The following is a 13185-nucleotide window of genomic DNA, read 5'->3' as shown; positions in this document are numbered from 1 at the left end:
CGCACCGTTTGGTGCGGGGCCGACGTCGTTAAGAGGTGCTTGGCGTTAGTCCTCGATGGTGGCGATGACCGCGCCGGCGGCAACGGTCTCACCAGCGGTGGCGGAGAGGCCACGTACTGTACCGGCCTTGTGGGCTGTGAGCGGCTGCTCCATTTTCATGGCTTCGAGGACCACGATCAGGTCGCCCTCGGCCACAACGTCACCGTCCGAGGCTGCCACCTTCACGATGGTGCCCTGCATGGGGGAGGTCAGTGCGTTGCCGCCAGCGGCTGCAGCCGTGGCGCCAGCCGAACGGGAGCGCTTCTTGGACTTACCTGACTTTGCGCCGGAACCGCTGGCAACAGCAGCCACCCCGCCGCCCAGGCCGGATGGCAGGACCACCTCAAGGCGCTTGCCGCCAACCTCGACCACCACGCGCTGGCGCTCACCGGCGTCGGGCGTCTCAGCGCCGGCTACGTTGGCCGACCACGCCGGGATGCTGTTGACGAACTCGGTCTCGATCCAGCGGGTGTGGACTGTGAACGGGCCTTCCGCCGGAGCGAAATCGGGATCGGTGACCACTGCGAGGTCGAACGGGATGACAGTGGGGATACCCTCAACCACCATCTCCTCCAAGGCCCGGCGTGAACGCTGAAGCGCTTGTTCGCGGGTGGCTCCGGTGATGATCAGCTTGGAAAGCATGGAGTCGAAGTTGCCGCTGATGACGTCGCCCTGCTCCACGCCGGAGTCGATCCGGACGCCGGGTCCCGTGGGGTTCTTCAGCGTGGTGATGGTACCGGGGGCGGGCATGAAGTTGCGGCCCGGGTCCTCGCCGGTGATGCGGAACTCGAAGGAGTGGCCGCGGACCTCGGGGTCGTCATAGCCAAGTGCTTCGCCGCGTGCAATGCGGAACTGCTCGCGGACGAGGTCGATGCCCGTGACTTCCTCGGACACGCAGTGCTCCACCTGGAGGCGGGTGTTGACCTCGAGGAAGGAAATGGTGCCGTCCTGGCCCACCAGGAACTCACAGGTGCCGGCACCGAGGTAGTTGGCTTCCTTCAGGATGGCCTTGGAGGACTCGTAGAGACGCTTGTTCTGCTCTTCGCTGAGGTACGGAGCGGGGGCTTCCTCAACAAGCTTCTGGTTGCGGCGCTGCAGCGAGCAGTCGCGGGTGGAAACAACTACCACGTTGCCGAAAGCATCGGCCAGGCACTGTGTTTCCACGTGGCGCGGGGCGTCAAGGAACCGCTCGATGAAGCATTCGCCGCGGCCGAAAGCTGCGACGGCTTCGCGGACTGCGGATTCGTACAGCTCCGGGATTTCTTCCATAGTGCGGGCGACTTTGATGCCGCGGCCTCCGCCGCCGAAAGCGGCTTTAATGGCGATTGGAAGGCCGAATTCTTCAGCAAACTTCAGGATTTCGTCAGCAGACTCCACAGGGTCAGCCGTGCCGGGGACCAGGGGAGCGCCCACTTTCTCGGCGATGTGACGGGCCTGCACCTTGTCACCCAAAGCGGAGATGGCTTCCGGAGAGGGGCCGATCCAGGTGATGCCGGCGTCAATGACCTTGGCCGCGAACTCGGCGTTCTCGGCAAGGAACCCGTAGCCGGGGTGGATGCCGTCGGCGCCTGACTGCTTGGCGACGTCGATGATCTTGTCCATCACCAAGTACGACTCGGCCGCCGTGTTGCCGCCCAGCGCATAGGCTTCGTCGGCAAGGCGGACGTGGAGGGCATCACGGTCAGGGTCTGCGTAAACGGCTACGGAGGCAATACCTTCGTCCCGGGCGGCTCGGATGATGCGGACCGCGATTTCGCCGCGGTTGGCAATCAAGACCTTGGTAAGAGGGCTGGAAATGGGCTGCGCCGGGTTAGCTGACAAGTTGTTGACTCCTTCTGTCCTTGAGGAGCCTAGCGCGATTGTGAGGGTTCCGCCCATATTGATGGGGGATTCCGTGTGTGAGGCGATGTTCCTTTGTAGGGTTGCTACAAATCGCTTCTATTGCTGGTTCGTGTCCCACAGCTCCGTGATGCCCACGTTTGCGTGGACCAGCAGGTCCCTGAGAGTAGAGATGGAAAGCCCGACGACGGCGTGCGGGTCGCCGTCCACCTTACGGATGAAGGCCCCGCCCAAGCCGTCGATGGTGAAGGAGCCGGCGCAGTGAAGGGGTTCGCCGGTGGCGATGTAGGCGTCGATGTCGCTGGTGCTCATTTCGGCGAAGTGGACCTCGGCGCTGGATACAGCACCAACAGTGGCTCCGGTGCCTTCCGGAGTTCCGGCGTCTGAACCGTCCGCTACCTCGTCGTCGTCCGCATCAGCGGCGGTGTCCCGGCAGTCAACCAACCAGTGTCCCGTGTGAAGCACCCCCTGCGAGCCGCTCATACGAAGCATTCGCTCCCGCGCCACCTCCGCCGTGTAGGGCTTGCCATGGGACTCGCCGTCGAACTCGAAGACGGAGTCGCAACCGATCACCAGCGCGCCCTCAGCTTCGGACAGGGAAGCAACAGCCTCTGCCTTGGCGCGGGCCAGGAGCAGGGCGGTGTCGTGGGCATCGGTCACGCCGTATTTCGCCTGGACCGCGTCCTCGTCCACGTCCGAGACCAGGACGTCGTGCCGGATCCCGGCCTCGGTGAGCAGCTTGGTGCGGGCAGGGGACTGGGAGGCGAGAATCAATCGGGTCACGGTCCCCAGCCTAATACCAACCGTCTCTCACATCCCGCGCCCTTAAGCCGATCGCTCTCTCACATCCCGCGCCCTTAAGCCGATCGCTCTCTCACTTGCCTCAAGCAAGTGAGAGAGCGATCGTGATTGTTGGTTGTTATGTGAGTGAGCGTTAGTGGACCAGTTCCTCGGAGCCGGCCTTTGAACGGTCGCTCCGCTCCAGCTTGGCGCCTTCAACATCCACGTCCGGGAGGATGCGCTCCAACCACTTGGGCAGCCACCAGGCCTTCTCGCCCAGGAGGTACATGACGGCGGGGACGATGGTCATGCGCACTACGAAGGCGTCGATCAGCACACCGAATGCCATGGCGAAGCCAAGCGGCCGGACCATGGTGAGGTGGCTGAAGATGAAGCCGGAGAATACGCTCACCATGATGATCGCGGCCGCGGTGACCACAGCTGCGGCGTGACTGAACCCGGAGCGGACGGCATGCTTGGCAGATTCGCCGTGCATGAACGATTCCCGCATGCCGGAGGTGATGAACACCTGGTAGTCCATGGCGAGTCCGAACAGCACGCCGATCAGGATAATGGGCAGGAAGCTCAAGACAGCGCCGGGATTGGCGACGTCAAAGATGCCTCCCAGCCAGCCCCACTGGTAGACGGCAACCACGGCACCGAACGCTGCGGCAAGCGAGAGCAGGAATCCACCGGTAGCCAGCAACGGCACCACGATCGAGCGGAAGACCAACAGCAACAGCAGCAGGGAGAGTCCCACCACAATCGCCAAGTAGGGCGGCAAAGCGGCGCCCAGCTTGTTGGAAACATCGATGTTGCCTGCCGTCTGACCGGTCAGGCCGATCTGCACATCAAGGTCTTCGCTGATCGCGGTTCCCTTGGCACGGAGATCGGACACCACCTGCACGGTGCCGGCGCTGGCCGGGCCTTCTTTGGGAATGACCTGGAAGACGGTGGTGCGGCGGTCCTCGCTCAGCGCCACCGGCACGGCTGCCACCACATTCTCAACACTACGAAGCTCGTCCGCGACGTCGAACTGCTTGTTCTTGGCGTCATTCTCGCTGAGGCCCTCAGGGAATTCGCCTACCACGATGATCGGTCCCGTCACACCTTCGCCGAAGCTGCTGCGCGTGAGGTCGTAGGCCTTGAAGGCTTGCGAATCCACCGGCTCCGAGCCGCCGTCGGGAAGTGCCAGTCGCAACTGTGAAGCCGGGAGAGCCAAAGCGCCCAGCAGGGCGATGCTTGCCACCAGTGCAACCCACGGATGACGGGTGACCATACCGCCCCAGCCGCCGCTGCTGCGCTTCTCCTCGCGTTCGCGATCGGCAGCTTCGTGCCCGGGTTCGGCGTTGTGCTTGGCGGCCTTGGCCCAAGCGCGCTTGGAGATGAGCCTTGGGCCGATCAGCGCCAGGACCGCGGGCGTCAGGGTCAAGGCGACGACGACGGCGACACCCACTGTCGCTGCGGCTGCCACACCCATGACGGCCAGGAACGGAAGACCCGGAACTACGAGGGCAGCCAGGGCGATGATGACTGTCAGACCGGCAAACAGCACGGCGTTGCCCGAGGTGCCGGTGGCCAGTGCTGCGGATTCTTCGGCGTCCATGCCGGCCAGAAGCTGTGTCCGGTGGCGGTTGACGATGAACAGGGAGTAATCAATACCCACCGCAAGTCCGAGCATCAGGGCCAGCATGGGCGAGATGGAGCTCATGTCGATCACGCTGGTAAGGGCGAACGTACCGCCAACACCCACAGCAACACCGATGAGGGCCATTACCAGCGGCAGTCCGGCAGCGATCAAGGTGCCGAGCATGAGTATCAGGACTAGAGCTGCGACTGCGACGCCCACAATTTCAGCGATGCCGAAGATCTCCGAGACGTCCTCGGTGATTTCCTTACTGGCGTAGGCAGTGACGCCGGCCGAGGAGACCCCGTGGACGATCTCCTGGACTTCCTCGCGGACAGCCGGGTCAACGGCATTGATGGAGGTCTTGAACTGGACTTGCGCTACTGCGGCTTTGTTGTCGCTGGAAACAAAGCGGAGCCCCTGGGATGCTTCGAGCTGTCGCTTGCCGAGCGCCAGCGTGGCGGCGCCGTCGGCAGCCTCCTTCGCTCCGGCGTCGAGCCTTTCCTTGGTGGCAGCAAGTTCAGCGCGCTGCGGCGCCAGTTGGGCGTCAATCTGGGCGGGGGTGAGGCCTGATGCAGCGAGCTGCTGTTCAACCCCGGTGAGTTGCGCCTCGCCCGCTTCCAACTGCGCACGGGCGGCGTCCAGCTGGGCCTTGCCTTCTGCGGCTTTGGCCTCGCCGGCGGCGATCTCGCCTGCGGACTTGTCCAGTTGCTCCTGGGTGGTGAACGGGTTGACCGTCCCCTGCACGTCAGGCATGGCTTCCAGTTTGGTGAGCGCGGCTGCAACCGCGTCCTTCTTGGCTTGGTCGAAACCGGCATCTCCGGCGTCGAACACCACGCTGGCCGAGCCGCCCGATGATTCAGGCAGGGCTTCCTTGAGCTTGTCCGCCATCTGCTGGGTTTCGGTGCCCGGGATGGTGAAGTTGTTGGACATGGTGCCGTGGAATGCTGCGGCCGAGCCGCCTACAGCTACCATGACGGCCAGCCAAATGGAGATGACGAGCCAGCGGCGGCGATACGAAAACTTGCCGAGGCGGTAGAGGAACGAGGCCATGTCAGAACCGATCTTTGGTGGTTGGAACGGAAGGGGGAGCCGTAGTGACGGTGGAGAAAGCGTTCGACGGCGGCGCGAAGCCGGCACCGAGAAGACCCATCGCATCGATGAGGTGCTGGCGAAGGACCGCCAGGGATTCCTGTGAGAGGTCGGGTCCGCGTTCGATGAACCAGACGGTCATGGCTGCTTTGCCGCAGGAGATGACGGATCCCGCCAGGGCGTGAAGGTAGAGTTCACTGATCCCGGCGCCGAGCCTGCCGCGGGCGGCGTCAATGATCTGCGCTGTGCAATGCTCCCAGGCTTCAAGCTCGGAGCGTGCAAGCTGTCGGTTGTCCTGGGTCAGACTGAACAGTTCGGCCATGGGCGCCACGGACATTGGATCGGCCAGCGCCATGAGGGCTGCCTGGGCGGATTCGAGGATCGACTCCTCTGCAGGGCGCAGCCGGAACTGCTCCAGTGCGTGGTCCATGAAGCCATCGGCTACGGAGGCCAGTGCTGCTTCGAGGCTGGGGAAGTAGTTGAAGAAAGTTCGCCGCGAGACACCTGCGCTGGCGGCGATGTCCTCCACTGTGAAGTTGCCGGGCCCGTTGCTGCGCAAAAGGTCCAGGGCTGCGGACGCAATGGAGCTGCGGGTGGCCGCCTTGTTGAGTTCGCGCCGTGAGGGCGTCGATTGCTCAGCAGTGTTGGGCGACTCCGCAATCGCTTCCTGGCTATTGGTTTGGGTCACATACTTACACTAAGTGCAAGTTTGCACTCTGCGCAATTTGAGCCGGAAATGGGCAAAGAAAAGTCCCGCCCCGGTTCGTCGCCCTCGCCTGCGGAGGGCGGGGTGGCGAACCAGAGCGGGACGTGGAACCTCAGATTAGAACTGGTGAGGCTGGGCCGGGGGAGTGGGTGGGGTGAACTGCTGCGGCTGTTCGGGGCGCTGCGGTTGGGCCGGCTGCTGAGCAGCCGTCTTGGTTAGGTAGACCGACTGTCCCGTCGCTCCAGGCTCGCCCTCACCCAGCGGCAGGACGTACACGGCAGTGCCGTAGGCGCACACTTCGGTCCAGTTGGTGCCCATTTCCGAGGTGTCGAACCGCATGGCCACAATGGCGTTCGCTCCACGCTGCTGCGCTTCATTGACCATGCGTGCCATGACTTCCTGACGGCTTTCGTACAGTGCCTTGGTCATTTCGGGCAGCTCTCCGCCGCCCAGGGAGCGAAAGCCGGCCAGCATCTGTGAGCCGATATCGCGCGAACGGACAGTGAGGCCCATGACTTCGCCGAAGACGGCGTCGATCCGGTGACCCGGGATTTCGTTGGAGGTGACGATCAACATGGTCAGAGCCTATCCAGACATGGCCCCTTAATCAGGGAAATCCCCCGGGGAGAACTCCCCGGGGGATTCGCGTCGGTTCACAAGGGCGCGCCTCAGGCTTTTGAATCAGCCAGTTCGCGCTCGTTGCTTTCTGCTGCTGCCTTGTCGGCTGCAAACTCATCAGCGAACGCGGCACCGTTGCGGGGTGCGTTGTAGAGGGTCTCGTCCAGGATTCCCTGACGCTTGGCCACGATGGCCGGGACGAGCGCTTGGCCCGCCACGTTGACTGCAGTGCGGCCCATGTCCAGGATGGGGTCGATCGCCAACAGCAGGCCGACGCCGGCAAGCGGCAGTCCCAGCGTGGACAGGGTCAGTGTGAGCATCACGACGGCGCCGGTGGTACCTGCAGTGGCAGCGGAACCGAGGACCGAGACCAGCACGATCAGCAGGTACTGGCTGAAGTCCAGGTTGATGCCGAAGAACTGTGCCACGAAGATCGCCGCGATGGCCGGATAAATTGCTGCGCAGCCGTCCATCTTGGTGGTGGCGCCCAGCGGCACTGCGAAGGAAGCGTAGCCGGAGGGGACGCCCAGGTTCCGCTCAGTGACGCGCTGCGTCAGCGGCAGCGTGCCGATGGAGGAACGGGACACAAACGCCAGCTGCACGGCCGGCCAAACACCGGAGAAGTACTGCTTGATGGACAGCCCGTGAATGCGTACCAAGATGGGGTAGAGCACGAAGAGCACCAACGCCAGGCCGATGTAGATGGCGGCCGTGAACTTGCCCAGGGATCCGATGGTGTCCCAGCCGTAGATGGCTACAGCGTTACCGATCAGGCCTATGGTGCCCAGCGGGGCCAGGCGGATGATCCACCAGAGGACCTTTTGAATGACTGCCAGTGCGGAAGCGTTGAATGTCAGGAAAGCTTCGGCCTGCTTGCCAACCTTGAGTGCGGCAACGCCGACCGCGATCGCGATAACCAAAATCTGCAACACGTTGAAGTTGACGGCAGTGCTGACTGTGGTTGCGGCGTTGGCACTTTCGGTGACGGTGGAGCTGGCTCCGAGACCCAGGAAGTTCTTGGGGAACAAGCCAATCAGGAACGCCCACCAGTCGCCGGTCTTGCCAGCGTACTTAGCTTCTTCGGTGATGCCGGTGGCCGCGCCCGGCTGCAGGAGTACACCCAAGCCGATGCCGATCAGCACCGAGACCAGCGACGTGATAGCGAACCAGAGCAGAGTGTTCCATGCCAGGCGCGCTGCGTTGGACACCTGACGCAGGTTGGCGATGGAGCTGACCACGGCGGTAAAAATCAAAGGAACGACGGCGGTTTGCAGCAACGAGACGTAGCTGGAGCCGATCGTCTGCAGCGTCGCGCCGAGGCCGTTGGGCGCAGTCTTGGTGCTGCCCGTGTACTTGGCGATGAGGCCGAGGACCAGGCCGACGATGAGGGCTGCGATGATCTGGACGCCGAAGGATCCGGCCCATTTGGGGAGCCGGAAGCCGGACTTGCCAGCTGCTGGTGAAGTGTTGGTTGAGGTGCTCACCGGAACACGTTAGGTGCATCGCAAATAACATAGCGAACGAACGTTGAGAAATGTTACGTCCACCCCTCTGCTGCCCTCCATCGTGAACCGCTAATTCGCGGGCCCGGCGCGGGCTTTTGTGAAGTTATTCCCGGAAACGGTGTGGCGATGATCTCCGAGTGCGCTGCGATCCTTTCACCCGATGGTGCACCCCTTTCCGCCGATCGCACCCGTAACCTCTTGTGCGCAACGGGGGAAAGGGTGCGCTCCTGGCGCCGAAGGAGCAGCACACCGAGGATGTCCGGCCTCAGGGCGGACCTGGCAACTCAGCCCAGCAGCGCCCGGCGAAGCACGTCCAACCCAACCGAACCTATGTTCAGCGCCTTGCTGTGGAACGACTTCAGGTCAAAGCCTTCCCGGGATTCAAGCTCAGCGCGGATCTGTTCCCACAAACGCTGCCCCACCTTGTAGGACGGCGCTTGTCCGGGCCAGCCGAGGTATCGGGTGAACTCGAACTGGAGCTGCCCTTCGCTGATGTCGAGGTTGGCTTTGAGGAAGTCGAAGCCCTTTTCAGGGGTCCAGGTTCCGCTGCCCCAGCGCTCGGGAACGGGGAGTTCCAGGTGCACACCGATGTCGAAAACCACGCGTGCTGCCCGCATCCGCTGACCATCGAGCATGCCCATGTGATCGCCCGGATCTTTCAGGTATCCGAGTTCCAGCATGAGTTGCTCGGCGTAAAGTGCCCAGCCTTCGCCGTGGCCGGAAACCCAGCAGACGTTGCGCCTCCAGTTGTTCAGGAGTTCGCGGCGGTAAGTGGCTGTGGCTACCTGGAGGTGGTGCCCGGGGACTCCTTCATGGAACACGGTGGTGGTTTCGGACCATGTGGTGAAGGTGTCTTCGCCGGCGGGCACGGACCACCACATGCGTCCGGGCCTGGAGAAATCGTCGGAAGGGCCGGTGTAGTAGATGCCGCCTTCGTCGGTAGGGGCAATCATGCATTCGAGGGTCCGCATGACGTCCGGGATGTCGAAGTGGACGTCGGCCAGCTCGGACACCGCTCGATCGGAGAGTTCCTGCATCCAGGCTTTCAAGGCGTCGGTGCCCTTGATCTGGCGGGCAGGGTCGCTGTTCAGGATGGCCTTGGCTTCTTCGATGGATGCGCCGGGCTTGATCTGCGCCGCGACCTTTTCCTGCTCGCCAATAAGCCTCTCGAGCTCCCGGACGCCCCAAGCGTACGTCTCTTCCAAATCGACTTCCGCGCCAACAAAGGAGCGGGAGGCCAAGGCGTACCGCTCGCGGCCCACCGCATCCTTTTCCGGGGCCGCGGGGAGGAGTTCGTCCCTAAGGAAGTCGCCCAAGGCGCTGTACGCAGAACGCGCAGCCGCAGTCCCGGCGTCGAGCTTTGATTGAACGTCCGCGGGCAGCGGCGTGCCCCCTGCGGCAGCGGTGGCAGCCATTTTGGCGAAGAAGCCATCCTCAGCGGCGTACCGGCTGGTCTGCTCGATGACGATCTGCACCTGGCGCGCGGCGGCTACTTTGCCGGCCTCAGCAGCCGATCGAAGTGACACCATGTAGCCCTCAATCGCGCCCGGAACGTTGGCAGCACGGCCTGCAATGTGCTCCCAGTGTTCAACCGTGTCCGTGGGCATGAGGTCGAAGATGGCGCGGATGTCCTGCGCCGGGGAGGCGATGTTGTTCAGGTCGGCCGCATCCCAGCCGGACTCGTGGATCTCCAGTTCCAAGCCGAGGCGCTCGCGCATGGCGTCCAAGGTGACGGCGTCCACGTCATCGGAAGGCTCGAGGCCTGCCAGGGCGTCCAAGGCCAATCTGGTTGCCTGTGCGTGGGACGCAAGACCGGCAGGGGAGTAGTCCTGATACTCGGTTTCGTGTCCCGGCAAGCCCAGAGTGGTGGCGAAGCTGGGGTTCAGTTCGATCAGCTTTTCTGTGTACGCGTCAGCGACGGCATCGATGGCGGACTTGGGGCGTACGGGGGTGTTTGCAGTAGTCACCCACAGAGCCTATCCGCGCTTCCGTGTACGTGAAAGGGTTGTTGAACTTTTCTACAGCGCGGAGAACTAGCCCCGGCTGCGCTTCCAAGCACCAGGACCCGGCGTGGGGTCTAGGCGCAGTTGCTGGCGGCGCACCCAGTGCCGGACGTTCGGCTTGGACGGCGCCGCTTCCTGCTGGCCGCCGAGGGAAACCACGACGGCGGCAAGCGCCGCGAGCTCTTCGGCTGTCGGTTCGCCCTTGACCACCGAGAACAGGGGAGTGGCCGGTTCCTGGTCAGGCGCAGGATCGGCGCGGTGCTTAGGCGCGCTCACAGCGGGATGTTCCCATGCTTCTTGGTGGGCAGGCTCGCGCGCTTGTCGCGGAGGGCGCGGAGCCCGCGGATGATCTGCAGGCGCGTATCCGACGGAGCAATGACAGCGTCAACATAACCCAGCTCGGCTGCCTGGTATGGGTTGAGGAGTTCTTCCTCGTACCCCTGGATGATCTCCGCGCGCTTGGCTTCGACGTCACCGCCGGCTTCGGCCACCGCTGCGAGATCGCGACGGTAAAGGATATTCACTGCACCCTGGGCGCCCATGACGCCAATCTGGGCGGTGGGCCATGCCAGGTTGAGGTCGGCTCCGAGCTTCTTGGAGCCCATCACGATGTACGCGCCACCGTAGGCCTTGCGGGTGATGACCGTGAGCTTGGGGACCGTCGCTTCGGCGTAGGCGTAGAGGAGCTTGGCGCCGCGGCGAATGATGCCCTGGAATTCCTGGTCCTTGCCGGGCAGGAAGCCGGGAACGTCAACCAGCGTGATGATCGGAACGTTGAAGGCGTCGCAGTGGCGAACGAAGCGGGCGGCTTTCTCGGAGGCGGAGATGTCCAGCGTTCCCGCGAATTGCATGGGCTGGTTGGCCACGATACCCACGGTATGTCCCTCAACGCGGCCATAGCCGATCATCACGTTGGGGGCGTACAGGGACTGCATTTCGAGGAAGTGAGCGTCGTCCACGATCTGCTCGATGACCTTGCGCATGTCGTACGGCTGGTTGGCGGAATCGGGAATCAGGCCGTCAAGCGAGAGGTCGTCGTCGTTGAGTTCCAGTTCCTGGTCGTGTTCCACCACGGGGGCCTCAGACAGGTTGTTGGAGGGGAGGAAGTCCAGGAGCTCGCGGACGAACTCAATGGCGTCAGCTTCATCGGACGCGAGGTAGGTGGAGGTGCCGGTGGTGGCATTGTGCTGCCGGGCGCCACCGAGGGTTTCCATGTCCACGTCTTCGCCCGTAACGGTCTTGATGACGTCCGGTCCGGTGATGAACATGTGGGACGTCTTGTCCACCATGACCACATAGTCGGTCAGGGCGGGGGAGTAGGCGGCACCGCCGGCGCACGGGCCCATGATGAGGGAGATCTGGGGGACCACGCCGGAAGCATGGACGTTGTTGCGGAAAATGTCCGCGAACATGGCCAACGAGGCCACGCCTTCCTGAATACGCGCGCCGCCGCCGTCGTTAATACCCACAACCGGGCAACCGTTCCGGAGGGCGAACTCCTGGACCTTGACGATCTTTTCGCCGTTGACCTGGCTCAGCGAGCCGCCGTAGACACTGAAGTCCTGGCTGTAGATGGCGATCAGGCGGCCGTCCACTGTGCCGTAACCGGAAACAACGCCGTCACCAAGCGGTTTCTTCTTTTCCATGCCGAAAGCAGTGGAGCGGTGCACTGCGAGGGCGTCGAACTCGACGAAGGATCCCGGGTCAACCAGGAGGTCGATGCGTTCGCGGGCGGTGTTCTTGCCGCGGGCATGCTGCTTTTCGATCGCTTCCGGGCCGGAAGGCTGTTCTGCACGGGCCTGGCGGTCGCGGAAGTCTGCAATCTTTCCCGCTGTCGTTGTCAGATCGTGGCTCATCAAGTGTCTCCGGCTCTGTAGCTGATATTCGCTGGCGCAATCCCGGGTCCGGATAAGTAGCTGACTTAAGTAGCTTCCGTACAAAGAACAGGCCCCGCAGGCCAGTCTAGTGACGCCTTTGCCGCGAACCGCTGTAGAAACCCTACAATTTTCCGCGTCCAAGCCAAAGCCATCACTATGTTACCCGTCAGTAACATAGTTGGGCTAGAGTGTCTGCATGACTTCAAGCAACGGCGCTTCCTCCGCCTCCACAGAGGGTCAAACGCAACGCACCACCCCTTACGTGGCCACTGCTTCGCTCAAGGGCAAGACCATCCTCATGTCCGGCGGCAGCCGCGGCATAGGCCTGGCCATCGCCACCCGTGCAGCCCGCGACGGCGCCAACATTGTGCTCATGGCCAAAACAGGCGACCCCCACCCCAAACTTGAGGGCACTGTCTTTACCGCCGCGCAACAGCTGACCGAAGCAGGCGGACAGGCGCTGCCGCTTGTGGGGGACGTCCGCAATGATGACGACGTCGCCGCAGCAGTCGCCGCCGCCGTCGAGCGTTTCGGGGGGATCGACGTAGTGGTGAACAACGCCTCCGCAATCGACCTGTCCCGCACCGGCGCCGTGGACATGAAGCGTTACGACCTCATGCAGGACATCAACGTCCGCGGCACGTTCCTGCTCTCAAAGCTGGCGCTGCCCGCCCTGCGGGAATCAAGCCACGGCCACATCCTCACCCTGTCCCCACCCTTGAACCTGGATCCCAAATGGGCCGGGATGCATTTGGCCTACACCATGGCCAAGTACGGGATGAGCCTCACCACCCTGGGTCTCGCCGAAGAGCTCAAGCACGACGGCGTCTCGGTCAACTCGCTCTGGCCGTGCACCTTGATCGACACGGCCGCGATCCGGAATATGCCCGGTGGCCAGCAGATCGTGCAGGCGGCACGCGGACCGGAAATCATGGCTGATGCCGCCCATGCTGTGTTGACGGGTTCGGCATCTAGCGGGAACTTCTACACCGACGAGCAGGTGCTGCGCGCAGCCGGAGTGCAGGACTTCACTCCCTATAGCCTCGGCGCGCCCGAAGACCGCTTGGTGCCGGACATCTTCCTCTGAGTAGATTCCATG

10 protein-coding genes are annotated in these 13185 nt (G+C 63.3%); 1 reads left to right on the top strand and 9 read right to left on the bottom strand.

What is annotated here, in order from left to right:
- Positions 1-45: 45 nt before the first annotated feature.
- The 9 genes from MOD31_RS14820 to MOD31_RS14780 all read right to left on the bottom strand — a co-directional run bounded on the left by MOD31_RS14820 (position 46) and on the right by MOD31_RS14780 (position 12065).
- On the bottom strand, positions 46-1917 hold the full coding sequence (locus MOD31_RS14820; protein WP_250820993.1) for a biotin carboxylase N-terminal domain-containing protein: 1872 nt from the start codon (positions 1915-1917) through the stop codon (positions 46-48).
- A 60-nt stretch (positions 1918-1977) separates the two neighbouring features.
- Positions 1978-2661, bottom strand: a complete 684-nt coding sequence (locus MOD31_RS14815) for a nucleoside triphosphate pyrophosphatase (RefSeq protein WP_250820992.1) — start codon at positions 2659-2661, stop codon at positions 1978-1980.
- Positions 2662-2812: 151 nt separating this feature from the next.
- Positions 2813-5338 (bottom strand): MMPL family transporter, encoded by a 2526-nt coding sequence (locus MOD31_RS14810; RefSeq protein WP_250820991.1) that lies wholly within the window; start codon positions 5336-5338, stop codon positions 2813-2815.
- A 1-nt stretch (position 5339) separates the two neighbouring features.
- Positions 5340-6065, bottom strand: a complete 726-nt coding sequence (locus MOD31_RS14805; protein WP_238703457.1) for a TetR/AcrR family transcriptional regulator — start codon at positions 6063-6065, stop codon at positions 5340-5342.
- Between the two features lie 135 nt (positions 6066-6200).
- On the bottom strand, positions 6201-6659 hold the full coding sequence (locus tag MOD31_RS14800) for a YbjQ family protein (protein ID WP_250820990.1): 459 nt from the start codon (positions 6657-6659) through the stop codon (positions 6201-6203).
- 92 nt (positions 6660-6751) lie between these two features.
- The gene (locus MOD31_RS14795; RefSeq protein WP_166841391.1) at positions 6752-8185 is read right to left on the bottom strand and encodes a dicarboxylate/amino acid:cation symporter; all 1434 of its coding nucleotides are present in this window, start codon (positions 8183-8185) and stop codon (positions 6752-6754) included.
- A 305-nt stretch (positions 8186-8490) separates the two neighbouring features.
- Complete coding sequence (locus MOD31_RS14790; protein WP_250820989.1) at positions 8491-10173, bottom strand: DUF885 domain-containing protein; 1683 nt, start codon at positions 10171-10173, stop codon at positions 8491-8493.
- Between the two features lie 66 nt (positions 10174-10239).
- On the bottom strand, positions 10240-10485 hold the full coding sequence (locus tag MOD31_RS14785; protein ID WP_166841389.1) for an acyl-CoA carboxylase epsilon subunit: 246 nt from the start codon (positions 10483-10485) through the stop codon (positions 10240-10242).
- Positions 10482-12065 carry an acyl-CoA carboxylase subunit beta gene (locus MOD31_RS14780; RefSeq protein WP_250820988.1) on the bottom strand — a complete coding sequence of 528 codons (1584 nt, stop codon included), beginning with the start codon at positions 12063-12065 and terminating at the stop codon, positions 10482-10484. The genes MOD31_RS14785 and MOD31_RS14780 overlap by 4 nt, the downstream gene beginning before the upstream one ends.
- Positions 12066-12282: 217 nt before the next feature.
- On the opposite strand from MOD31_RS14780, the gene MOD31_RS14775 reads away from it, so the two are divergent.
- Positions 12283-13173 carry an NAD(P)-dependent oxidoreductase gene (locus MOD31_RS14775; protein WP_250820987.1) on the top strand — a complete coding sequence of 297 codons (891 nt, stop codon included), beginning with the start codon at positions 12283-12285 and terminating at the stop codon, positions 13171-13173.
- Positions 13174-13185: the final 12 nt, after the last annotated feature.

The sequence above is a fragment of the Paenarthrobacter sp. TYUT067 genome (genome assembly GCF_023656375.1).
In the GTDB taxonomy this organism is placed as follows: Bacteria; Actinomycetota; Actinomycetes; order Actinomycetales; family Micrococcaceae; genus Arthrobacter.
The sequence above is the reverse complement of the archived record's forward strand: the minus strand, read 5'-3'. Positions and strand labels throughout refer to the sequence as shown.

Coding starts and splice junctions, on each gene's coding strand:
- MOD31_RS14820 (WP_250820993.1), bottom strand. CDS start 1,917: ATGGGCGGAACCCTCACAATCGCGCTAGGCTCCTCAAGGACAGAAGGA.
- MOD31_RS14810 (WP_250820991.1), bottom strand. CDS start 5,338: ATGGCCTCGTTCCTCTACCGCCTCGGCAAGTTTTCGTATCGCCGCCGC.
- MOD31_RS14800 (WP_250820990.1), bottom strand. CDS start 6,659: ATGTTGATCGTCACCTCCAACGAAATCCCGGGTCACCGGATCGACGCC.
- MOD31_RS14780 (WP_250820988.1), bottom strand. CDS start 12,065: ATGAGCCACGATCTGACAACGACAGCGGGAAAGATTGCAGACTTCCGC.
- MOD31_RS14775 (WP_250820987.1), top strand. CDS start 12,283: ATGACTTCAAGCAACGGCGCTTCCTCCGCCTCCACAGAGGGTCAAACG.